The organism is Brassicibacter mesophilus (genome assembly GCF_050433385.1).
GTDB classification, from domain to species: domain Bacteria; phylum Bacillota; class Clostridia; order Tissierellales; family Proteiniboraceae; genus Brassicibacter; species Brassicibacter mesophilus.
In genome coordinates, this window is the sequence record NZ_JBNPXI010000001.1 from 413,271 (window position 1) to 437,730 (window position 24,460).

The window sequence follows — 24,460 nt, forward strand, 5'->3', positions numbered from 1 at the left end:
CATCATTCCTTTCTGTCCATAGAGTTGATATCATCTGTTATTCTGCTTATCCGATCGTTTTTGATTTTAAAGCTAACTTTATTTGCTATAAGTCTTGCACTCACTGGACATATTTCCTCTATCACTGTTAATCCATTTTCTTTCAAAGTTCTTCCAGTTTCTACAATATCCACAATAGCATCAGATAAACCGACTAATGGAGCTAATTCAACAGAACCATTGAGCTTAATAATATCTATTTGTATACCTTTTGATAAAAAATAATTTTTTGCAATATTAGGGTATTTAGTTGCAATCTTAGTTGGCTTTATTGAGCTTCGCACTTTATATCCGGGAAGAGATGCAACAGCAAAGTTACATTTACCAAACTTCAAGTCCATTATTTCATATAGACTTCTTTCATCCTCCATAATAATATCCTTCCCTACTATCCCTATATCTGCAGCCCCTCTTTCAACATAAATGGGAACATCGCTTGCTCTAACTAGAATATATCTTATCTTTTTTAATTCATTGGTTAAAATTAATTTTCTAGTTTTTTGCTCTAGTTCATCATACCCTAACCCTATGCTTTTAAATAGCTCATACCCTTTGTCACCTAGTCTTCCTTTAGGTAGTGCAATGTTCAAGTAGTCCACTTGCTGCTCTCCTTAATGTATTGAAGCTATATGCCTATTTGCAAACATACTTTCAAAACAATTACAGCATATATTATCATCAAAAGTGAGGGTACTATTTTTCAATATATCTATTAATTTGATTTTATCTTCGGCAACCAAAATAATATTTTTGAAACCATAGATTTCTGCTTTTTCAATATATTCTTTTAAAGCTCCATTATATATATCATTTTGTACTATGAAGCCGTTTTCTCGAAGATATTGAGAAATTTTAAAAGCACTCTTTCTATTTTCATCTATATATAGCACAAGGTAATCAGTATAATAATTTCTATTTAACATTTTTTTATCAGCTCCTATTCCATTTAGCATCTCATCTATATTCACACCAAACCCTGTAGCTGGAATGAAATTTCCATCTATTTTGGCTAATTTATCATATCTTCCTCCGTTCAAAATAATCTGTCCATAGTTAGAAAGATATCCCTTAAATGTAATCCCTGTATAATAGTCAAGATGATTTAATAAGCCTAAGTCAACTGAAATGTATCTATCATATCCATAATCACATAATATCTCATATAAAGACTGTACTTCATCTAATGACTTCTTCATATTAGAAGTTAAACTCAATCTATTAGCTTTTTCTAACACTTGAACAAAATCACCATACATGTTTGGAATTTCAGATAAAATATCTTTTATGTTATCATCAATGTCTAGGCATTCAACAAATCTTTCTGTTTCACTAAAATTCTTACTTTCTATTAATGTCTTTAATTCATTCTCTAAATTCAAACTAATATTTATTTTATCCATTAGTGCTTTATAGAAGCCTGCATGTCCAATCTCTATATGAAAATCTACATCACATTTACGTAAACTTTCAATCGCCATCACTATTACCTCTGCATCAGCTGCTATAGACACATCTCCGAAATATTCAACTCCAGCCTGTGTAAATTCCTCTTTGTTTGTTCTATTGTTACTTCTAAAAACCTGCTCACAATAATATAACTTGAGCTTATCTATAGGACTCATATGATTGTTTTCAATAATTTTAGTAATAGGTATAGTAGTATCAGGCCTTAATACTAATATTTCTCCTGATTTATCAATAAATTTAATCATTTCATTTTCAATTAATGTACATTTTGTTAAAGAAAATGTACCATAGGATTGAACCACAGAAGTACATATTTCTCTATAACCAAAAGATACAAAACTTTCTTTGATTTTATTAATAATATCTTTCTTGATTTCAAATTCATGAAATAAATTTTCTTTAGGATATTTATAGTTTTGTGATTCTTTGAATTGCATTAATTTCCCCCCTTTGCAATTTCACTTTATTAATTTACTTAATTAAAGCATTAAAGTATTTTCTTACAATAATACTCTTGCTATTTAAAAATGTCAATACCTAAGTCTCTATAATCTTAATAAAAAAAGCACCTCCAAATATTAGATTTTTTGTCTAACATTTAAGGTGCACTTCAATCTCAAAAGCAGTTTTTCTATGATAATTAGCTCCTTATATCTTTTTTATGCTTTGGTTTTAATGCTTTGATTTTTAAATTTAACTAGAAATACTGCTAATGCAGCAACTGCCACAATTACGCCTGCTGGATAAGAAATACTTGTTGATAGTTTAAATCCTTCAGGTGCTTGAAGTATATAAGTTATACTTACAGCTGTCATAAACGTAGCAGGTATTGTAGCTATCCAGTGAAGTTTGTTGTTAATTATTAGATAAGCTGCTGTTGCCCATAATACAATCATCGCTAATGTTTGATTTGACCATGCAAAATATCTCCAGATAATATTGAAATTAATTCTAGTTAATGCAAAGCCTATAGCGAATAAAGGTAATGCCAACATTAATCTGTTATTTATCTTTTCTTGTTTGTATCCTATAGCATCTGCAATCGTAAGTCTAGCACTTCTAAAAGCTGTGTCTCCAGAAGTTATCGGGCATACAATTACGCCAAGCATAGCAAGTACTCCACCTATTGGTCCTAATAGAGTAGTAGAAATTGTATTAACTACAGCACCAGGTCCACCATTTCCAAGAGCTTCATTAAGTCCTAACACTCCTCCATCAAAGAAAGTCATAGCTGCAGCTGCCCAGACAAGAGCTATTATACCTTCAGCTATCATTGAACCATAAAATACTTTTCTACCATGTTTCTCATTAGGTAAGCATCTTGCCATCATTGGTGACTGCGTAGCATGAAAGCCGCTTATGGCGCCACAGGCTATAGTTACAAATAGCATTGGCCAAATAGGTAAGCCTTTAGGGTGTAAATTAGTTAATGCTATTTCAGGAATATTATATCCTTTAATAATCAGCATACTTCCTATTCCTAAAGCCATTATCAATAGTACCGCACCAAATAATGGATAGATCTTACCAATAATCTTGTCAACGGGAAGTATTGTTGCTAAAAAGTAATATACTATTATTATGCCTAACCAAACGCTTACATTTGATAATCCACCAAGCTTTAAGCTTCCAAGCAGTTCAGCTGGTCCTGTCATAAATACTGTACCAACCAGTATCAGTAATATTACTGAAAAAACCCTCATTATTTTTCTTGCATTTTCACCTAAGTATATACCAACTATTTCTGATATACTTTTTCCTTCGTGTCTAATTGAAAGCATACCTGAGAAATAGTCATGAACTCCACCTGCAAAAATACTACCCAATACTATCCAAAGGAAAGCAGCTGGTCCAAATAGTGCTCCCATTATTGCACCGAATATAGGACCAAGTCCAGCAATATTAAGAAACTGAATCAAGAATATTTTTGGCCAACTAAGCGGAACAAAGTCTACACCGTCATTGAACTCTATTGCTGGAGTTACCTTGTTTTCATCTACTCCAAAAACTTTTTCAACAAATTTACCATAAATAAAGTATCCAAGTATTAAAAGTACAATTGATAATAAGAATGATAACATAGTTGAACCCTCCTTAACCAAGAATTTGATTTTATTATAACTTAATATATCGATAAAGAGGGCTTTATATAATAAGATGTATAAAAGTGGGGTTAAATTGCATTATTACTGTCTTAATTACATTTAGCATATATCCATTATTCTTTTAAACTCTTTTGCTTGGCTTCTACTTACAGGAATTTCATCCTTAATATTTTTCATTTTTATTAAGAATGTGCTATTAAACCAAGGATCTATTTCTTCAATATAGTCTAGATTAACTAAAAAACTTTTGTGACACCTAAAAAAGTTTGATGAAATTAACTTCTCTTCTAGCTGACTTAATGTATTGTTTGATTCAAATCTTCCTTTGATTGAAACAATAACAGTGCTTCTTTCTTCAACTGTTGCATATATTATTTCTTTAGGATCTAATGGTATGAGTCTTCCATTGCTATATAACGAGATTTTCGTTATCTTATTAGCACGTTGACTCTTAAAATCCTTTATAAGCTTTTCTATTTTATCTTCAAGTTCTCCACTTCGTAGCTTATGAGTATGAATAACTTTTTCTATATCCTTCTTAAGTCTTTCCTTTGAAATGGGCTTTAAAATGTAATCTATCGCATTTACTTCAAAAGCTTTTATGGCATACTCCTCAAATGCAGTAACGAACACTATTAGCGGAAGATGTCCATCTTTAATCAGCCTATAGGCAACCTCTATTCCACTTATTTTAGGCATTTGTATATCTAAAAACATTAAATCAGGCTTAAGCTTTTTGTTCAGCTCTATTGCCTCTAATCCATGCGCTGCTTCACCTATAACTTCTATATCCTCAAACTCCTGCAATAGATATTTTAGTTCTTCTCTTGCCGGCATCTCATCATCAACTATAATACATTTAATCATCAAAATTCCTCCTTTGGTTCTTCGGAATTCTCATCATTACAGTAGTTCCAACATTTAGTTCACTTTGGATTATTAGAGCATATTCTTCTCCATACTTGTTCTTTAATCTGTTATTTACGTTTATAATTCCTATTGAATCATTTTCATTTTTTTTATTAAAAATTGAATTAATATATTCCTTACTCATTCCTACTCCATTATCTTTTACAATTAACTTAGTGTCATTTTCATCATTGATTGCTTTAATTTCAATGGTGCCACCTTCGATTTTTTCCAATATACCATGTTTTATAGCATTTTCAACTATAGGCTGAAGTATAAGTGGAGGTAAGAAACAATCTATATCTTCAGGAATACTATAAACAACAGTTAGTTTTTCACCAAATCTTGCTTTTTCAATTTCAACATATGAGTTAATATGCTCTATTTCCTTGGCTAATTCAACCTCATCTTCATTTTGCTGCAGATTTTTACGAAAGTAAGCTCCTAAATGTATTAATAACTCCCTTGCTTTTTCAGGCTTTATCCTTACAAAAGACACAATGGTATTTATTGCATTAAAAAGAAAATGAGGATTTATCTGAGCCTGTAAAGCTTTAAGTTCAGCTTTAGCCAATAATTCTGATTGATAGTCAATCTTGCTTAGCTCTATCTGAGTAGAGAACAAAAGTCCTAGACCTAAGGCAAGTTCTAAATCTACTTGAGAAATAGAGTTAGCTTCACTCTTATATAGCTTAAGAGTTCCAATTGTTTGATTTTTTTCTTTAAGAGGAACTATAATTGCAGATCTTAGTTCACATTTTTTAAAGCTACAACCAATCTGTTCTTTGGATTCAGCTACTCTATATACACCAGTTTTGATAACTTCTCTTGTTAGATTTGTCATAATTTCATCTCCAACTTTATGATGATCCTCTCCAAGTCCAACATGAGCAATAATTTTTTCTGAATCTGTAAAAGCAACTGCTTTAACCTCTGTCATATTTCTTATTATTTTAGCTGTTTCAAGTGCTGTTTCACTATTAAAACCTTTTCTAAAGTATTGTAAAGTCTTATTAGCAATTCTTAGTGCTATCTGTGCCTGATAAGCAGCTGCTCTTTCTTGGTCTTTAAACATACTCTCTGTAATTGCTATAAATATAGAAATTCCTATAGAATTTGCTACTATCATCGGTATTCCTATAAGTTCTACTAGTTCTAAAGAAGCTGAAAATGGTTTAGCAACCAAAAGAATTATGACCATTTGAATACCTTCAGCTATCATTCCCATTGTTAGTGCAAAAAGCCACTTATTGCTATCTCTATAGAACTTTTTACTTAAAAATCCAGACATCATACCTTCAACTGTTGTAGAAATAGCACATGCTAATGCCGTAAATCCGCCTATGTCTATTGACCATCTGTGTAGTCCTGCAATCAATCCTGATGCAATACCTACAAATGGTCCGCCAAGTAATCCACCTACGAAAACTCCTATAACTCTTGAGTTTGCTAATGCACCTTTTATTGGTATACCTCTGTAAGTTCCTATTATTCCAAATACACCAAAAATGATTGAAAGAACTATTTTATCTTTAATGCTAATATTTCTTTTTGAAAATAGATTTCTAAAAAGCTTAAGCTTAGAAATAATATAAGCTAGTAAAATTGTTAAACCTACTGAATCAACTAGATTGCTGAATATTGTCAATAACAGTTTAAACACCTCTTCACTTTTATCATGGTTATATTTTATATCAATTATATTATTTTCTGAAACATATTTATAAAAAATTCTAACTAGCATAATTCCATTTTTTTGAACTCGTTGAATAATCAGCTTTTAATTGATATTTGTACTATTCTATTATTTATTAACCATTAATGATTTATTGTATTTTGCAAATACTAATATTAATCCAAATATGTTAGGAGGAATATATATGGATGTCAGAGAAGGGTTGATTCCTACAGTATTAGGTACAGCAGTTACAACTACTGGATTAGCACTTAAAAAGAATCTTCCATCTGCAGTTGCATGGGGAATAGTAGGTTTTGGATTAGCCCATGTAGTTCTAGGTACTATTGACTTAGTTGATCATAGAGATGAACATCATGGAGGAATACTAAAATAGGTATGTGTAAAGCTCTAGCTATAACACTAGAGCTTTATTTTTATTGGTTTATAACTACCTCATATTGTTTTTTCAATTCATTTGTCTTATTCATGTATGCTTCATTTTGCTTCATTCCTACCATTTGTCTTCTAAGTTCAGCTTGTACTTCTTCTAGTGGGCTAACTGAAGGTTCTTTTCTATCTACTAGCTTGATTATATGATAACCAAATTGAGTTTTAACTGGCTGACTAATTTCTCCTTCTTTTAATTCAAAAGCTACTTTCTCAAACTCAGGAATCATTTTCCCTCTAGTAAAGTATCCTAAATCTCCACCATTAGCATTTGATGGACATTTTGAGTTGTTTTTAGCAGCATCTTCAAATGCTAATCCGCCTTTAATCTCATCTAGTATCTTATTTGCTGTTTCTTCGTCATCTACTAATATATGACTTGCTTTAAGACTTTCTGGATTTTGAAAGTAATTCTTGTTTTGATTATAATAATCAGCTACTTCTTCGTCAGAAACTGTTATATCGCTTAATGTTTTCTTTACTGCATATTGTTTAAGTAAGTTTTCTTTTACTTTAATAAGCTCAGATGTAAACTCTTCTTCTTTATCTAATCCATTTTTTACAGCATCTAAGTAAAATAATTCTTGGCTAATTAGTTCATCAATAAGTCTTTTCTTTCCTTCTTCTCCATTAAACTGTGTAGCCACTTGAGGTGATAAACTTTTCATAAGAATATCTAAATCGTTTTGAGATATTTCTTTTCCGTTAACTGTTGCTAGAACTTTGTTTTCTCCCATTAATTGAACTCTCCTTTGTATTTATTGATTATTGTTCCTTATTCATTGTTATAATATCAGAAAAAAAAACATATGTCCAATTAAAGGAAAGAAAAAACCTAAGCTATCATCCTAGGTTAAAATATCAAGTAAAGTATTGTATATAGTCCTGCAAGTCCTATTAATGTATATACTATTCTAGCACCAAGTGAGTCTTTGCTTCCAAATAGTTTCTGAACGAAGTCAAAATTAAATAAGCCTACTAGCCCCCAGTTTAATGCACCTATTATCATAAGTATAGATGCAATGCTAGTTAATACTTTCATTTAATAGCCCCCTCTAACTATATTTTTATATACTAAAATATATTAAAAGAATAGTATAATTATTCTAAAATACATCTTAATACTGTTAGATTTCTCTATATTTTAAATATTTCTTTAAGCGCATGGGCTACTCCTGCTTCGTTATTTGTCTTTTTAGTGATGACATCAGCTACCTGCTTAACCTTTTCTGAACAATTCTTCATACCTACTCCTAAACCTGCATTATGCAGCATTTCTATATCATTGTTATCATCACCTATTGTTACAATCTCATCATTTTTAATACCTTTTTCTTTTGCATATTCAGATAGTGTAAGCCACTTTGAGCCTAACGGGTTCATTATCTCAAGTATTGGACCTACTTTAATCAATTTATCTAATATATGCGTGTTATATTTTTCTGAATACAAAGTTGATAAAGTAGCTTGGAACTCCTTAAGCATTTCTATTTCTCCAATATATACTATTGATAATACTTTAGGCTCTGTGTAGTTAAATAAATCATCTATCTGAACGTATCTATCTGATATTCTGGAAAGATACGAAGAATATTTTATATCATCTTTATCAAGCTCAAAAATTAAATCATATCCTTCTTCATAATGATCAACATGTAATACTGGATAAAAACCTCTTTTTCTTCCTTCTGCTAAGAGTGTAAAAAAGTCATTTTTGTCTAAGTACTTTTTTATTAATACATTATCATCATTCATTGTTCTTACTATGGTACCATTGTTCCCTATAATTGTAAGATCTCTTCCAAGATTTTTTGTAAAGTTTTTTGCAGACCAATATCCTCTTCCTGTTGCTATAGCAATTTCTACCTCATTATCAATTAACTGATTTATTATTTTCTTGTTTTCATTTGGAATTACTTTTTCATCATTAAGTAGTGTACCATCTAAATCTATAGCTACCATTCTATATTTCATAACATCACCTCAATATATATTTTCCAATTCATTATATTATCAATATTATACTAGATTGTTTAAACATATAATCTGAATTTAAAAAACGAACAAAAAGTTGTACCAAGAATATTATAAATTAAGAAAGCAAGGGAGGGTAATAAACATGAATCCTTATTGGTATTATCAATCTAAGTATAAAGCAATGGAACCATATTCAGAATATATAGATGAAAACAATGAAAATAAAATGAGAAACAAATTATTAAGACCTTGTATTATTGAAGAAGCATACTGTGATTATTTTGACTTAGGTGATCCGGCACCAAACTTCACTCTTGAAGGAGTGCTAAATGGAGAAAAAATTAAGACTTCTTTAAACGATTTTAAAGGTAAGTGGAGAGTAATATTCTTCTATGGATCAGACTTCACATTTGTTTGACCAACAGAACTTGCAGCAGTTGCTGAAAAATATGATAAGTTCAAAGCTCTTGATACAGTAGTTCTAGCAATAAGTACTGACAGTATATATTCACATAAAATATTCACCCAAACTTCACCATCTGGCAGAAAAATAAACTATCCATTATTATCAGATAGGACTCAGGCTGTTTCCAAGACATATGGTATTCTGAATGAAAAAGAAGGCTTCGCTTACAGGGCAACTTTTATTGTTGACCCCGAAGGAACAATTCAAGCTTGGTCAGTAAATCCTCAGCCTGTGGGAAGAAATATTGATGAAATACTAAGAATAATAGAAGGACTTCAGTTTAATAGAAAAACTGGGCTTGGTGCACCCGCTGGGTGGGAACCAGGTGACCCGGGGATTAAGCTAGGCTGGCAATATGTAGGTAAATATTAAGCGGCATATAAATGCCGCTTAATATTTTAAAACCTTATTTAATACTTTCTTTATTGTATCAAACGAATACCCTTTTCTTTGTAAAAATGCTCCCAGTTTCCTATATTGAGTATTTTTATCATCATTCCTATAAGTTGAACTAACCTTCTTTTGAGCTAATTCTAACGCACGTTCATACTCATCATCTTTATCTATTAACTCATCTAATGCCTCTTCTAATATTTCTTTTTTTACCCCTTTTTGGTATAGCTCTGACTTTATTCTCTGATGACCTAGCTTTTTTAGTCTCATTCTATCTCTAGTGTAGTTAAGTGCATATTCTTTGTCGTCAATATATCCATATTGCTTTAAATAATTAATTGCTTTATCTATGTTATCCTTTTCATAGCCCTTATTACGCATTTTATCTATTATTTCATTCTCACTTCTTGCTTTAGAGCTTAAAAGCTTTAGAGCATAGCTATTTGCTTTGTTTTGTTCTTCTTCTTTAAGCACTTCTTCTATAAAGCTCTCTTCTAGATCCATACCCTTAGCCAATCTAAACTTGACTAATATATTTTCATGAATACCGAAAGAAAACTCATCACCTATATATATTGAGTATCTATTGGAATTCTTTTTTTGCTGTTCAATCTTTGTAATTTTTGGCACAATTATCACCCAAATTTCTTTGTTTTATAACTTATAAAATTCTTCAAAAGTTTTTACTATATAATAATGGTCTAGTACTCCTCCTAGCTCTCTAATAGAATGCATAGCAAGCATTGGATTTCCTATATCTACAGAACGCATATCTAAATGAGTTGAGGAAATAGGTCCAATAGTAGATCCTCCTCTTTCGTCAGAACGATTAACAAATTTTTGTACTGGTACACCAGCTTTTCTACAAATCATCTCGTAAACTGTATTTGAATCGCTGTCAGTTGTATAAGACTGGTTTGCATTTACTTTTACAGCAGGTCCTTTATTAATAATTGGCTTATTCGTAGGATCATGCTTCTCTGCAGAATTAGGATGCAGTGCATGAGCCATATCTGCTGAAATAATAAATGAACTATATATTGCTCTGAAGAAGTCTTCTTTGTCCTTACCAAGGGCATATACTATTCTTTCAAGTACTGTTCTTAGCATTGGTGAATCAGCACCTTGCTTTGTACTACTTCCTATCTCTTCATTATCAAAACAGATCATCACATTAGTAGCTTTAGATACTGGCGAGTTTATCAAAGCGTTTATTCCTGCATGTACCATAGCTAAATCGTCAAGTTTACCACAAGAAATAAACTCATTATTTAATCCAACTATACTGCCTTTTTCAAACTCATATAAAAACAAATCAAAATCAACTATATTATCAACTTCAACATTTAATTCCTGTGCTATAAGCTTAACTAAATAATTGTCTTTTTCAAAATCCTCAGTAATTAAAGATAATAAAGGCAGCATATCTTTTTGTTTATTTAACTCTATGCCTTCATTAATTTTTCTGTTCATATGTATAGCCAAGTTTGGTATTATCATCATTGGTTTGTTTATATTGACTAGCCTTGATTCTGGATAAAAAACATTATCAGATTTCAAACTAACTCTACCAGCTATAGATAATGGCCTATCAAGCCAAGTATTTAGAATAGGACCCCCATATACTTCTAGGTTTAGCTTAAAATAGCTATTTTCTGAAATCATCTCTGGATTAGGTTTAATACGAAATGTAGGCGCATCTGTATGTGCACCAATTAATTTAAATCCATCTTTTTCTATTTCTCCATTTCCAACAATAAATGCTATTAATGCAGAATCATTTTTTGTTACAAAGTATTTCCCACCTTTTTGTATGTTCCATCTTTCCCTATTACATAGCTGAGCATATCCATTTTTTTCAAGGATACTTTTTACATTTGAAACCGCATGAAATGGACTAGGACTATCATATATAAAATCTATAAGATCTTTCGCAAACTCTAACTCTTTTGTCATACAAAAACCTCCTTTAAAAACAAATACTTCGGCAAAATGCTCGAAGTACTTGTTTTTTTGTTATATATTATTCTTCATCCTCATCTTCATAATCGTATTCGTAGTCTTCATCTTCCACGTCACTAAACAACTCATAGAATGCTTCTGCAACTAATTCATATTCTGCATCTTCTTCTATACTTATAAGCTCAACACCTTCTTCATTTTCGCTATATCCATATAAAAGAACATCTTCTTCATCTTTAGGTAATAATGCAATGTATTCATTGTCTTCTACGCTAAAAACTCCTAGTACTAGACATTCTAACTCTGACCCATCTTCAAGAACTAGGTTCATTATCTCCATCTCATCATGCTCGCATCCACATCCGCATCCTTCATGATCATGCTCATGATCGTGTCCGCAGCCACAACCGCCATTGTGTTTATTATCTGTCATACTTTTCATTCTCCTTTACAATAAAGTACATACTCCTAAGTATGCTTAAGTTAATAATATCTCATTTATTATGTTTAGTATATAGCGTAATGTAAATATTTAAATTTTATTTAATTGATTTTAGCACTTCTAATAAAAACTCCCAAGTTCTTTGAGTAGAAGATATACTCAATTTTTCATCAGGCGTATGAACATCATACATATTTGGTCCCAATGAAATCATGTCTACATTGTTTAATTTTTCATCAAATAGACCACACTCTAATCCAGCATGTATTGCTGTAATGATTGGTTCTTTGCCATACTTTCTTTTATAGCTTTCAACAAATACATCTCTTATATAGGAATCTGATTTATATTCCCATGCTGGATAGTCTGATTCATTAGTTACTTTGACATCTAATTGTTTAGCAACTATTTCAATAATATTTACTATATCTTGTTTTAATGTCTTTATCGAGCTTCTTACTGCGCTTTCCAGAGAAACTTCTTTATCATCTGTAGTAACTACTCCAACATTTAAAGAGCTTTGAACTAATCCTTGTATCTCCATGCTCATAGTTTGTATACCATTTGGTATCAGCATTAATGCAGAAATAACTTTATTCATTGTTTCTGAGGAGAATACTTTTTCAGGTTTTTGATCAATATATTCTAGCTCAATATTTACATCAGGATCAGCAGTTTTCAATTCGTTTTTTATGATTCTATTCCATTCTCTAATTTCTATTTCGAGATTTTCTTTATCATTACTATTAACTAATACTACGGCATCAGCTTCTCTAGGTATTGCATTCATTTTTGCTCCACCGTTTATCTCAGATATATGATATGTAACGCTTGAAGCTAATCCATTTAATATACGTCCCATTAATTTATTTGCATTTCCTCTGCCTTTATTTATCTCCATACCAGAGTGTCCACCCTTTAACCCTCTAATTTTTATAACATATGGTAATAAATTTTCATTGGCAGTTTCCCACTCTATAGGTATTTTAACAATATTTCTTATTCCGCCTGCGCAGCTTACTAAAAATGTACCTTCTTCCTCTGAATCTATGTTTATAAGAATTTTACCACTTAAGCTGCTAGGATCAAGGTTATTAGCTCCACCCATACCAGTTTCTTCTTCGGTAGTAACAAGTACTTCTAATGGAGGATGTGGAATATCAGTTGAATCCAATATAGCTAGAGCAAAGGCTACTGCTATTCCATTGTCTGCCCCTAAAGTAGTGCCTGTTGCCATTATCATATCATCTTCTATTCTTAATTTTAGTGGATCTTTTGAAAAGTCATGCTCTGTTGCTTTGTTTTTTTCGCATACCATATCCATATGACCCTGAAGAATTACTGTTGGCGCATTTTCAAATCCAGCTGTACCAGGTTTCTTAATAATTACATTTAGAGCTTTATCTTGTATGACTTCTAAGTTACGTTCTTTAGCAAAATTAACTAAATAGTCACTAATTTTTTTTTCATTACCAGAACATCGTGGTATTTGAGTCATATCTTCGAAAATACTAAAAACTGATTTTGGTTCTAATTTACTTAGTACTCCACTCATTTGTCAACCTCCTATAATTATAATTAACCTTTATTAATGTATGTTTCTATTTTAGGGTATATGTTTCCTGCTATATTATTTAATAACCAAACATTTTTTATACAATATTTAACTCGTCTTCTGATTTAAAAGCATTGTCAATAATTCCTCCACCTAGACATACTTCTTTATCATAGAAAACTACAGCCTGACCAGGTGTGATAGCTTTTTGTGGATTATCGAAAACAACTGTACATTTGTCATTGTTCATCAAATATACCGTAACACCATTATCAGCCTGTCTATATCTAAACTTAGCAGTACATTTGAATACTATTTCTTTATTCCTGTCACTAACCCAATACAGTTCGCTTGCGCTCAATCCATATGATAGTAAAGCTGGATTGTTTGCTCCTTGAGCTACATAAAGAATATTATTTTCAATATCCTTTTCTACAACAAACCATGGCTCTCCTGTTCCTATACCTCCTATACCTAATCCTTTACGCTGTCCTAGTGTATAATACATTAGTCCTTCATGCTTCCCAACTACCTCTCCATCTAGGGTCTTAATATCTCCGGATTTCGCAGGAAGGTAAGTATTAAGAAACTCATTGAAATTTCTTTCACCAATAAAACAAATACCTGTGCTGTCTTTTTTTGACGCTGTACTTAACCCTTCAGACAAAGCAATTTCCCTAACTTCAAATTTATTCATGTGACCAATAGGAAACATGCTTTTAGAAAGCTGATATTGTCCTAATGTACATAGGAAATAAGTCTGGTCTTTATTTGTATCCAGACCTCTTAAAAGCCTGTATTCTCCATCATAGAAGTCTGTTCTTGCATAGTGTCCAGTAGCTATATAGTCGGCTCCTAGTTTCAACGCATATTCTAAGAAAGCTTTAAATTTAATCTCTTTATTACACATCACATCAGGATTTGGTGTTCTACCTCGTTTATATTCATTTAAAAAATAAGTGAATACTCTATTCCAATACTCCTTTTCAAAATTAACAGTATAATAGGGAATGCCTATCTGATTGCATACTTTTCTCACATCTTCATAATCATCAGCAGATGAGCATACACCATTATCATCTTTTTCGTCCCAATTTTTCATGAATATCCCTACCACATCATATCCTTGTCTCTTCAATAACAGTGCTGCAACCGATGAGTCTACTCCGCCAGACATACCAATTACTACCTTTGTATCACTAATTTTTTTGTCCATTTATAATCATCCTCTATCATTTGTACTTCTTTAGTTTATACTTTGCTATAAGTTTTTATCCCATTTTTATAAACCAGAAAATTGACATACATCTTGCTTCTGATCTACACTAATAAATCTGTTTACAACTATTATTAATATGCCTACACATAAAAACAAGCCGTTTATAGAAAATCTATCAGCAATAAATCCAAATAGAGGTGCCAATATAACTGTAAACAAAGATATAAGCTGACTTTCAATAGATAAAACTGTGGCTCTTTCATTCTTATCCATATAATCTCCACATACGTCTACAAAAATAGGCTTTCTTGAATCCTTGAGAATATAAAGAAAGAAGAAGATAATGATTACAGCTGATGTTATCTTGTTTCTTACAGCTAAAAATAGTCCTATTGATAAAATACCCATTATGTCGAAGGAGATACCCATGAGCTTATCAGAACTCCATTTCTTATTTAATCTATACACATTTTTAGAAGCAATTGAACTAAATATATAAAAAACGCCGTAGGTTATCCCCAGTATTATCTTTAACTTGCTATCTCCATCTAGAGAAGCTAGTGCTGATACTCCAGTTAACAGTAATGTTGCCTTTAATATAGGCTGTATATAGTCCTTTATAGTCTTAAATATTCCATCAAACAATGATGCACTTAATAGAAGCTTAATTAAAGTTTTCTTTTTAAATATACTCTTAAGTCCATTTACACTATTAACAAAAAATTTCTTTATACTTAAATCTGTTTCTATTTTTTCATTCAGGCTTTCAGGATATGACAATATCAATAGGAAATCTAAGAAAAAAGGTAATGTGCATACCAGAAATATCCATCTCATGCCTGGAAGATTTAAAATAAATATAATCGATAAAAATGCAGATATTGATGATCCTATAAGCGAAAAAGAACGGGTTCTCCCATATACATATGCTTTGTGCTTAAACCAGCCTTTTTGCTCTAAGTATAAATATATCATAGCCTTATGTGCCCCAGATCTAAACGCTTCACCTAAACCATAAAAAGCTATGGCTATAACAAGAAGGATAAAGTTTGTGCCTATAAAGAAAAATATAAAAGACATTATATAAAATATGAAACAAATTAGCAGCTCAGTCTTTTTGCCATAATTATCTGCAAATATGCCAGAAGGAATTTCAAAAATATAAATTACTATCTCTCTAACGGAAAACAAAAGACCAATTTGAAATAAGCTTAGTTTCATTGACATCAAATATATTAGCAAATATGGCTCGAAAAACTCTAGATTTTTTAGTAATCCATAAAAACAAAATTTCCATATTTGCTTATCTTTATTTATAACCTTATATACATTATATACATTCTCCAAAATTTCACCTCCTATTCTTCTAGCTCAATGATAAGTTCTTTTGCCCTATTTTTCCCAATATTCAGAACTTCCTCACCATCTTCTGTTATCCTATAATATTTTCTTATTTTTCCTTCAACTACAGACTCTTTTGAAAATATTAATCCTTCATTTTCAAGTTTATGAAATATGGGATACAATGTTCCGGGACTTATATCATATCCATGCTCCTTAAGCTCTTCAATCATCCATTGACCAAAAATAGGACCATTTTTTGCATGATGAAGTATGTGTAAATTTATAAACCCTAAAAACAATTTTCTAATTACTTTTTCTTTCATAATATTTAGACTCGCCCTCCGATATCGAACTTCGTTAATAAAATCATATCATCAAACTCTTTTTTGCGTCAATTATTATTTATATTGATATAAAGCCACTATCTTTTTGTTGATAGTGGCTTTTTGACTATTCTACTATAAGTTCTTTATCTAACTTAAGTGCTTTTCTTTCTTTCACAATTTTAGTAATAGTAGTACCAACTAAGCCGCCTATTAGTCCTGCTAAAGCAGCAAAAAGTAAAGCCATAATTACTTTTCCAGGTGCATTGAATCCAAATGGTGCTAGCATACCTGGTATAGGCGATGCAGTTCCTGGAGCATTGTTTATTATCCCAAAATATGCTGCCACCATACCAGCTAATCCACCACCAATAAAATCTGAAAAATATATTATAAGCGGATTTGCAGTTACTATATCAGCTTGCGTTAATGGTTCAAGCATAACTGCTATAACATTACCTGAGTCACCTAGCTTTAATCTTTTAAAAACTACACCATTTGTAAAAGCTCCTCCAAAGCTAGCAATAGATGATATCCCCATAGCAAGTCCTTGCAAACCAAGCATTGCTGTCACAGCCATTGAGCTTAGTGGAGATGTACATAGTATTTTCATTATTCCTCCTAGTAAAAATCCCATAATATAAGGAGATTGATCTGCTGCTACAGATATCATGTTACCTATGCTTAATAATGTGGTATCTATAACCGGTGTTACTAGTATAGCTACTAATCTAGATAACGGAGCAATAAGCAAAGCTCCTGCTACAATGTCTAAGCCTTTAGGTAGTTTTTTTTCTAAGATAGGTCCAACAAGTCCAATAAAATATCCTGCTACAAACCCAGGAAGTATTCCCATATTCACTAAAGCCGCCCCAGCTACAACTGCATATACAGGGTTCACACCCATATTAATTATTACTAGAATAGCAGCTATGGGTCCACCCATTGTTCCTGAAGCAGTTCCAACTTCTCCTAAAAATTTAAAATGAAAAAAATCTCCGCTTATATATTTGTGTATTGCCTCAACTAAAAATGTTGCAACAGCTGCTCCGGCAAGTCCTGACATAGCCTTGTCACCTTTTGGCGCTTTTAAACTAAAACCAGAAAATAAAATAAGTGCTAATAACAATAATCCCATACCTTTTACAATTGATATCATTAAACAACCTCCTTCTGACATTTTCTAGAATTTAATGCAAAAACAAAGGACAGAGGGTACAATAGCATAGAAAATCTATACTACTCTACCCCCTGTCCTTTTATCTGAAAGTTTCCTTATCTATTCACATAAATAAGTTACTCCTTCGATGCCCTTAATAGGTCTCTCCAGGGTCGTGTCCAACCATTGTATCAAACCTGAAAGTTTCGAAATAACTTGAGTAATGAAGACTATTTCTTGCTCCTACGGTCATTCAACAAGTGAATATCTCCAATGGTTATCATACACCTATATTCATTTCTACTATCATTTTAAATACTTATTATAAAAAAATCAATATAATTTCAAATAAAGTTTCCCTATATTATCATGAATATTTATTGAAAAAACAAATAATGTTTATATCTTATAATATTGAGTTATCGTAAATAACCTTTTTATACTCTTCTTCATATCCAAGTAGGTTTCTGTCTTCTGTTAAATATACTTTCAAATACAATACAGCATCTTCAATCATATTGTCTAATTCTTTTTTTGTTATCAAAACTCTTAAAATACTTGGAATCAATTGATATACCCGCTCAACCACCATAGCATATTTTATTTCTCCTGTCTTAGAACCTAATTCTTTTTCAGCTTGAACAACTAATGATAAAATTATTTTTTTTAATGTTTTTTTGTTTCCTGCTTTATAAACAACTAGTAATACTGCAATAACAATTATAGCTGAAAGAATGAAAACTAGGTTTGATTGTATAAAGTCCAGCATATATTATCCCTCCAAAATATTCTTAATTTGGTCTAATTTATTTTTAAGTGATTTATTTGTTTCTCTTAAACTATTACATTCCGTTACACATCTTTCATATAACTCCTTATAATCTATTATTTTTTCCTCAGTGTCTAGTAAAACACTCAAGTAATTATTTATAATATCTCTCCCATAATTGGAATCTGGTGCCCATTTACCACCTAATTCTTCAACATATTTTGCTGACCCAGCCCAATCAAGTTTTTTGACTACATAATACCTATCATGTGGTTTTCCAATAGGTTCCTTGCCTACATATGCACTCATGTGGTTAAAATGAGCTCTTATACCATCATCTATCGAAGGAAAACGCTCATGATCTTGTTTTCTATTACCTATTGGTTTTTTTATCTTTATACCGGCGAAGTTATTCATATCTTCAGAAACAACACCTGTGTATCTTCCAAAATTTGTTTCTTTTGCACTTTGACAATATAACACGTCTGTCCTTATCCCTGTAATCATACCATACTTGTAATATATCCTTGCTGCATCAATGAACTTAGCTGATGCTCCTTTAGTCTTAGCCCAAGACTGCATTTGATCTATACTTGCAATAGATTTTCCTATTATTTCAATTTTCTGTTTTTCTTCTGAATACGGGATTTTTAAATACACACATACAGCAGCAACTACTGCTTCTGCATATTCTTCCCAGTTTTCTAGTATTCTTAAAGTATCTCTTTGGTTACTCGCAAAGCCATATTCAACTATAACAGTTTGTACCTTACCAGTTTCTCTATTCATATAATAATAGTCCAATTTAGAGTTATTAGGATGTTTTCTTGAAAAAATTCTCCTATTTTTTGCACCAGCCTCTACAAGTTTTTCCATAATATGCTTTGCTAATTTACCATCACTATAAATAGAATGAATAATCTCTGTTCCTTCAACAGATGTATCGTTGAAGTTATTAATATGATTAGAAATACATATTTCTGCACCCGAATCTCTAACTAATTTTGTTCTTTCTTGCTGACTCAGATATTTGTCTGAGTCTCTAGTTATTTTCACATGAACTCCAAGTTCTTTAAAGCGTTTATACTGATATAAGGATATTTTAAGAACCATATCCTTCTCAAGCCAATTTTCATTATTACCTCCTCCTGAATCTTTCCCACCATGGCCAGGATCCAAAATAATACTCATAAAATCACCCATTTATTTATTAATTTCAATACTATTTTCTAATTTAATATATTCACTATAGAATAAAATGTGAGCTTTAGCTTAGCATCAAAGATACCAATATTGTAAATTGACACATTTTCCTTTATCTGCTAAACTTTGTTTTATATAATACATAATAATGAGCTTTTTTTACTAGGAGGAATGTCATATGAACACTACTAAGCAAAAAGATTTAGATAACTGGGTTAAAAAATATCTTTTATTTGAAGATATCAAAAAATATATTGAAGTTTTTTGGACAAATCAGAGCTATTGCAATAGTTTCACACATTCAGCTTTGAGTAATAAGGATATAGATGATGCTGAAAAAAGACTTCTGAGATTCGCATCGTACATAAAGGAAGCTTTCCCAGAAGCTAAATCAACTGATGGAATAATAGAATCTCCTTTATTTCACATTCCAACTATGAAAGCTGCTTCAGAAAAGCTATATAATACTGAGCTATTCGGATCTTTGTGGCTAAAGGGAGATAACTTGTTACCAATAGCAGGTTCTATTAAAGCCAGGGGCGGTATTTATGAAGTGCTAAAGCATGCAGAAACTTTAGCTTTAAAGCATAATTTACTTTCTGAAACAGATGATTATTCTATATTGTATAGCGCTAGACTAAAAGATTTCTTCTCGAATTATTCAATTGCTGTTGGCTCAACAGGCAATCTAGGGCTTAGTATAGGAATTACCAGTGCTAAGCTAGGCTTTAAAGTTACTGTCCATATGTCTTCGGATGCAAAGGAATGGAAAAAAAGCTTATTACGCGAAAAAGGAGTTACAGTCATAGAATATTCCTCAGATTATAGTGAGGCTGTGGAAGAAGGCAGAAAGCTTGCTATGTCTAATCCAAGGTGTCATTTCATAGATGATGAAAATTCAGTAGATTTATTTTTAGGATATTCAGTAGCTGCAAGAAGACTTGAGAAACAATTAAAAGAAAATAATATAGTAGTAGATAATAACCATCCACTTTTTGTTTATCTACCATGTGGTGTTGGCGGGGGGCCTGGTGGTGTTGCTTTTGGGCTGAAAACTATATTCGGAGAAAATGTTCATACTTTCTTTAGCGAGCCTACTCACTCTCCATGTATGTTGCTAGGATTAATGACTGGGATGCATGACAAGGTTTGCGTTCAAGACTTTGGACTAGATAATATTACTGAAGCTGATGGCCTTGCAGTTGGCAGACCTTCAAGCTTTGTTGGGAAAATATTAGAAAACTTATTAAGTGGGATTTTCACAGTTGATGATAATGAGTTATATAAGCTTTTAAAGCTTATAAAAGACACTGAGAATATTAGTTTAGAACCATCTGCACTAGCTGGTATGCCAGGTCCCTTTAGGCTGCTGAACAGCGAAGCCGGCAAATTATATATCAGCACCAATAATTTATTAGATAAAATGAAATACTCGACTCATATTGTATGGTCAACAGGCGGGAATCTAGTACCTCAAAACATAATGGACTCATATTTAAAAAAAGGTGAGATGTTGCTGTCATAAAAGAAATGCATATGTGAGATATCCTCACATATGCATTTCTTTATTCGCCAAAAATTCTTTTTTTGATTTCTATTCCTGTTTTAGTAGTGGCAATACCACCTAAAGCGGTTTCTCTAAGTTCTGAAGGAAGTGCTTTTCCTACTTTATACATTGCTTCAACAACTTCATCAAAAGGGATTATACTTTCTACGCCTGCTAAAGCTAGATCAGCAGATAAAATCGCATTAGCTGCACCTGATGCATTCCTCTTTGCACACGGCGCTTCTACAAGTCCTGCAATAGGGTCACATATAAGCCCCATAATATTCTTTAATGCAATAGCCGCTGCATGTAAAGACATTTGAGGAGTTCCTCCAGCCATTTCAACCATTGCTGCTGCTGCCATTGCTGCTGCTGAACCACACTCTGCCTGACATCCTCCCTCAGCTCCAGATAGAGTTGCATTCTTAGCTATTATTTCTCCAATGCCTGCGGAAGTAAATAATGCATCGATCATTTCATCTTCACTAGCACCTAAAGCCTCCCCAGCTGTAATTATAGTTGCTGGAATAATACCACAGGACCCAGCTGTAGGAGCTGCACATATTCTTCCCATAGCTGCGTTTACTTCAGAGCATGATAGAGCTCTAGCCATAGCTTTGTTAATTGTATCTCCGCCTATAGTCTTTCCAATTCTTCTATAACTTTCAACCTTTTTAGCATCTCCTCCTATTATTCCACCTACAGATTTGATGTCATTTTCAAGGCTAATCTTCGCTGAATTAAGCATTACTTCCAATCTACCTTTCATTCGTTGTCTCAGTTCCTCTTCAGGTAGTTCTGAAAGCTCACCTTCTTTTTTGATCACAATTTGTGAGATCTTCAAGCTATATTGTTCAGTCAACTGTAATAATTCATATCCATAGTTATACATCTCAGCACCTCTTCTTAACTGGATTTATTGCTTTTACTGATAATATATCTTCAATATTTGTTAACTGCTCTACTAGCTCTGATGGTATTTCACTGTCTGTTTCGATTATCATAGATGCTTCCTTTCCTTTTTTCTTTCTCTTAACCTTCATAATAGCAATATTAATTTCATTTTGAGCTAGTACTGTTGTCACTTTGCTTATTACGCCTTTTTTATCATTATGTCCAATTATTAATGTCGGATAGTCTCCAGTTATCTTTACATTATACCCATCTATATTAGTTATTATTATGCTTCCTCCACCTATTGACGAACCTATTATTTCAACCTGACTTCCATCATTTTTATTGAAAATGATTTTAACAGTGTTTTCATGATAGTCCCCAAGGTCAGTCTCTACAAAAGCTACTTTTATACCCATTTCCTCAGCTATCTTCAACGAATCTCTAAGTCTTTCATCATAAGGCTCCATGCCAAGAATACCTGCAACTAAAGCTTTGTCTGTACCATGACCCTTGTATGTCATTGCAAAAGAGCCGTGTAAAACAAATGTAACAAAATTAAAGTTACTACCTGCAATATCCCTAGCAACTTTACCAAGTCTAGCTGCACCGGCAGTGTGTGAACTTGATGGCCCAATCATAATAGGACCTAGTATATCAAATACGCTATATTCATTCATAACGATACGATCTCCCTTTGTATGTTAATTTATCTATCACGAAATTCTATCATAATACAATGCTGGATTCAATATGTAACTAAAACAATAATTCCTACTAATTATTGTACCCTCAGAACAAAAACATAAACAGAGTTATAAATATACATTGATAACCTTTTGTAATATTTTAACAAACAAAAGTTAAATTTTCTTAAAAAAATACACACAACATGATTATATATGATATACTTTTTTCATGAAACTTTTAAGTTTTACTGCATATATTACAAAAGGGGGATTGAATATGTCATACTTATTCAAAGGTCTAAATTTTGAAAATATTACTGCTAACCCGAGTGTACAACAACTTAGGGCCATGAGTAAAAAAAATGAAATAACCACAGAATTTCAAAGTCCTTGCTATGTAACTAAGGTGAGAAATAGAAGTGCTAAAAACTCTTTTATAGTCGATGATATCTCATTAGGTGTAGACCAACAAGGTATAAGCAGGCTTGAGGCTGATAACATTGTTAGTGAAGTCAACAGTTATTTAAGAGATAAAGAGGTAATACAAATCGATAAAAAAATGGGTATGCACAATAAATACTCATTTAATTGTAGACTTTATATAACAAAAGAGTATAGTAGAATAGCTTACATGTGGAATAATACTCTTTTCGATCCTGGTGACTCAGAAAACCCTGACTTAGTAAGTGTGTATGTGCCTGAATGGCCTGAAAGAATAATATTAGTATACCCTGAAGAGGGTATTACCTATATACTCGGTACTGACTATTTTGGAGAGTCAAAAAAATCTTTTTTAAGAATGGCAATGTATAAAGTAAAGCAAATGGGCGGATTAGGTTTGCATGCAGGCAGTAAGATCTTAAAAGTAAAGAAAGAGGACGGACATATACATGATGTAGGATTCATAATGTTTGGATTAAGTGGAACAGGAAAAACTACGCTTACTATACATGACCACGGATTAGAAGGTGAAGAAAAAGCTATAGTAAGACAAGATGATGTAATATTTATGGACGAGAATGGATACTGTTCTGGAACTGAAAATGGATTCTTCATTAAAACAGAAGGGCTAGATGAAGGACAAAAAGTTTTATATAAGGCTGCTACAAGCAAGAATTCTATATTTGAAAACGTTAAGGTATATGAAGATGGAAAAGTAGATTTTGACAATACTGAACTTACGTCTAATGGAAGAGGTGTTGTTTTAAGAGAAGAAATAGAGAATACTGACAATAGTATAGATTTAACAAAAGCTAATAAGTTGATATTTATTACTAGAAGAAATGACATTGTTCCTCCTGTAGCAAAGCTTACTAACTCTCAAGCTGCAACTTTCTTCATGTTAGGCGAATCTATTGAAACATCAGCAGGAGATCCAACAAAAGCAGGACAATCAAAAAGATGCGTTGGAACAAATCCTTTTATTATTGGACCAGAAGCTGAAGAAGGCCTTAGACTTAAAGAAATACTGGAAAACAATCCAGATATGGAATGCTTTATATTAAATACAGGAAGTGTGGGTCAAAAAGAAAGCTCCAAGGGCGAGAAAATAACTATTAAAGTATCTACAACAATAATGAAAGAATTAGCAAAAGACAATATAGAGTGGGAGTTTGATAAAGATTGGGGATACTTCGTTCCTAAAAATATTGAAGGTATTGATATCCAACAATATAATTCTAAAAACTTCTATACTGATATAGAATATAGATCTTTGGTTAATAAATTAAAGCAAGAAAGAAAAGAATGGTTAGCAAGATTTGAAAATCTGGATATCGATATTGTTGATTTCACAGCATAAAATAGAAAAAAACCAACGAAGGACATATAGTTTTCGTTGGTTCTTTTCTTATCAAAATGCAATGAGCAGATAT

General features: G+C 31.9%; 24 protein-coding genes, 1 pseudogene and 1 riboswitch. Of the genes and pseudogenes, 5 read left to right on the forward strand and 20 right to left on the reverse strand.

The genetic code is table 11. From position 1 onward, the window contains the following. Positions 1-2: 2 nt before the first annotated feature. The 5 genes from hisG to HNR33_RS02115 form a co-directional block, all read right to left on the reverse strand. Positions 3-638, reverse strand: coding sequence for an ATP phosphoribosyltransferase (gene hisG, locus HNR33_RS02095; RefSeq protein WP_429079456.1), 636 nt, complete (start codon positions 636-638; stop codon positions 3-5). Between the two features lie 12 nt (positions 639-650). Further along, complete coding sequence (hisZ, locus tag HNR33_RS02100; RefSeq protein WP_429079458.1) at positions 651-1,943, reverse strand: ATP phosphoribosyltransferase regulatory subunit; 1,293 nt, start codon at positions 1,941-1,943, stop codon at positions 651-653. A gap of 222 nt (positions 1,944-2,165) precedes the next feature. Next, positions 2,166-3,587 (reverse strand): carbon starvation CstA family protein, encoded by a 1,422-nt coding sequence (locus HNR33_RS02105; RefSeq protein WP_429079460.1) that lies wholly within the window; start codon positions 3,585-3,587, stop codon positions 2,166-2,168. Positions 3,588-3,710: 123 nt separating this feature from the next. Then, positions 3,711-4,478, reverse strand: coding sequence for a LytR/AlgR family response regulator transcription factor (locus tag HNR33_RS02110; protein WP_429079461.1), 768 nt, complete (start codon positions 4,476-4,478; stop codon positions 3,711-3,713). Then, positions 4,471-6,264, reverse strand: coding sequence for a LytS/YhcK type 5TM receptor domain-containing protein (locus HNR33_RS02115; protein ID WP_429079463.1), 1,794 nt, complete (start codon positions 6,262-6,264; stop codon positions 4,471-4,473). Before HNR33_RS02115 ends, HNR33_RS02110 begins: the two co-directional genes overlap by 8 nt. A gap of 136 nt (positions 6,265-6,400) precedes the next feature. Here HNR33_RS02115 and HNR33_RS02120 point away from each other — a divergent pair, with 136 nt between their 5' ends. After that, positions 6,401-6,592: an asparagine synthase gene (locus HNR33_RS02120; RefSeq protein ID WP_429079464.1), complete on the forward strand. Its 192-nt coding sequence runs from the start codon at positions 6,401-6,403 to the stop codon at positions 6,590-6,592. 40 nt (positions 6,593-6,632) lie between these two features. On the opposite strand, the gene HNR33_RS02125 is transcribed toward HNR33_RS02120, so the two are convergent. From HNR33_RS02125 to HNR33_RS02135, 3 genes are all read right to left on the reverse strand, one after another. Then, entirely contained in the window at positions 6,633-7,382 is a 750-nt protein-coding gene (locus HNR33_RS02125) for a peptidylprolyl isomerase (protein ID WP_429079465.1), read from the reverse strand. A gap of 116 nt (positions 7,383-7,498) precedes the next feature. Next, the gene (locus HNR33_RS02130) at positions 7,499-7,687 is read right to left on the reverse strand and encodes a DUF378 domain-containing protein (protein ID WP_429079466.1); all 189 of its coding nucleotides are present in this window, start codon (positions 7,685-7,687) and stop codon (positions 7,499-7,501) included. A gap of 95 nt (positions 7,688-7,782) precedes the next feature. Beyond that, positions 7,783-8,619: a Cof-type HAD-IIB family hydrolase gene (locus HNR33_RS02135; protein ID WP_429079468.1), complete on the reverse strand. Its 837-nt coding sequence runs from the start codon at positions 8,617-8,619 to the stop codon at positions 7,783-7,785. 229 nt (positions 8,620-8,848) lie between these two features. On the opposite strand from HNR33_RS02135, the pseudogene HNR33_RS02140 reads away from it, so the two are divergent. Together HNR33_RS02140 and HNR33_RS22795 are read left to right on the forward strand one after the other, a co-directional pair. Further along, positions 8,849-9,265, forward strand: a pseudogene (locus HNR33_RS02140) (redoxin domain-containing protein); the annotation flags it as partial. 54 nt (positions 9,266-9,319) lie between these two features. Further along, positions 9,320-9,460 carry a hypothetical protein gene (locus tag HNR33_RS22795; RefSeq protein ID WP_488167833.1) on the forward strand — a complete coding sequence of 47 codons (141 nt, stop codon included), beginning with the start codon at positions 9,320-9,322 and terminating at the stop codon, positions 9,458-9,460. An 18-nt stretch (positions 9,461-9,478) separates the two neighbouring features. On the opposite strand, the gene HNR33_RS02145 is transcribed toward HNR33_RS22795, so the two are convergent. The 10 genes from HNR33_RS02145 to HNR33_RS02190 form a co-directional block, all read right to left on the reverse strand. Next, entirely contained in the window at positions 9,479-10,111 is a 633-nt protein-coding gene (locus tag HNR33_RS02145) for a regulatory protein RecX (protein ID WP_429079469.1), read from the reverse strand. A gap of 24 nt (positions 10,112-10,135) precedes the next feature. Further along, the gene (locus HNR33_RS02150) at positions 10,136-11,437 is read right to left on the reverse strand and encodes a M18 family aminopeptidase (RefSeq protein ID WP_429079471.1); all 1,302 of its coding nucleotides are present in this window, start codon (positions 11,435-11,437) and stop codon (positions 10,136-10,138) included. A gap of 67 nt (positions 11,438-11,504) precedes the next feature. Continuing rightward, entirely contained in the window at positions 11,505-11,876 is a 372-nt protein-coding gene (locus tag HNR33_RS02155) for a DUF1292 domain-containing protein (RefSeq protein ID WP_429079472.1), read from the reverse strand. A gap of 106 nt (positions 11,877-11,982) precedes the next feature. After that, positions 11,983-13,440: an aminoacyl-histidine dipeptidase gene (locus HNR33_RS02160; RefSeq protein WP_429079473.1), complete on the reverse strand. Its 1,458-nt coding sequence runs from the start codon at positions 13,438-13,440 to the stop codon at positions 11,983-11,985. Between the two features lie 97 nt (positions 13,441-13,537). Further along, positions 13,538-14,656, reverse strand: a complete 1,119-nt coding sequence (gene mnmA, locus HNR33_RS02165) for a tRNA 2-thiouridine(34) synthase MnmA (RefSeq protein ID WP_429079475.1) — start codon at positions 14,654-14,656, stop codon at positions 13,538-13,540. Positions 14,657-14,722: 66 nt separating this feature from the next. Continuing rightward, on the reverse strand, positions 14,723-16,006 hold the full coding sequence (locus HNR33_RS02170; protein WP_429079476.1) for an MFS transporter: 1,284 nt from the start codon (positions 16,004-16,006) through the stop codon (positions 14,723-14,725). An 11-nt stretch (positions 16,007-16,017) separates the two neighbouring features. Next, positions 16,018-16,326: a PadR family transcriptional regulator gene (locus HNR33_RS02175; RefSeq protein ID WP_429079477.1), complete on the reverse strand. Its 309-nt coding sequence runs from the start codon at positions 16,324-16,326 to the stop codon at positions 16,018-16,020. A 127-nt stretch (positions 16,327-16,453) separates the two neighbouring features. Beyond that, complete coding sequence (locus HNR33_RS02180) at positions 16,454-17,485, reverse strand: PTS sugar transporter subunit IIC (protein ID WP_429079478.1); 1,032 nt, start codon at positions 17,483-17,485, stop codon at positions 16,454-16,456. Between the two features lie 82 nt (positions 17,486-17,567). Further along, positions 17,568-17,666: riboswitch (glycine riboswitch) on the reverse strand. Positions 17,667-17,891: 225 nt separating this feature from the next. After that, positions 17,892-18,254: a hypothetical protein gene (locus HNR33_RS02185; protein ID WP_429079480.1), complete on the reverse strand. Its 363-nt coding sequence runs from the start codon at positions 18,252-18,254 to the stop codon at positions 17,892-17,894. A 3-nt stretch (positions 18,255-18,257) separates the two neighbouring features. Continuing rightward, complete coding sequence (locus HNR33_RS02190; RefSeq protein ID WP_429079481.1) at positions 18,258-19,445, reverse strand: N-acetylmuramoyl-L-alanine amidase; 1,188 nt, start codon at positions 19,443-19,445, stop codon at positions 18,258-18,260. Positions 19,446-19,635: 190 nt separating this feature from the next. On the opposite strand from HNR33_RS02190, the gene dsdA reads away from it, so the two are divergent. Then, positions 19,636-20,982: a D-serine ammonia-lyase gene (dsdA, locus tag HNR33_RS02195; RefSeq protein WP_429079483.1), complete on the forward strand. Its 1,347-nt coding sequence runs from the start codon at positions 19,636-19,638 to the stop codon at positions 20,980-20,982. Between the two features lie 40 nt (positions 20,983-21,022). On the opposite strand, the gene sdaAA is transcribed toward dsdA, so the two are convergent. Both sdaAA and sdaAB read right to left on the reverse strand, forming a co-directional pair. After that, positions 21,023-21,895 carry an L-serine ammonia-lyase, iron-sulfur-dependent, subunit alpha gene (gene sdaAA / locus HNR33_RS02200; protein ID WP_429079485.1) on the reverse strand — a complete coding sequence of 291 codons (873 nt, stop codon included), beginning with the start codon at positions 21,893-21,895 and terminating at the stop codon, positions 21,023-21,025. 1 nt (position 21,896) lies between these two features. Next, positions 21,897-22,577, reverse strand: coding sequence for an L-serine ammonia-lyase, iron-sulfur-dependent subunit beta (sdaAB, locus tag HNR33_RS02205; protein ID WP_429079487.1), 681 nt, complete (start codon positions 22,575-22,577; stop codon positions 21,897-21,899). Positions 22,578-22,863: 286 nt separating this feature from the next. Between sdaAB and HNR33_RS02210 the strand changes: the two genes are divergently transcribed. Beyond that, positions 22,864-24,387, forward strand: a complete 1,524-nt coding sequence (locus tag HNR33_RS02210; RefSeq protein ID WP_429079489.1) for a phosphoenolpyruvate carboxykinase (ATP) — start codon at positions 22,864-22,866, stop codon at positions 24,385-24,387. Positions 24,388-24,460 lie beyond the last annotated feature (73 nt).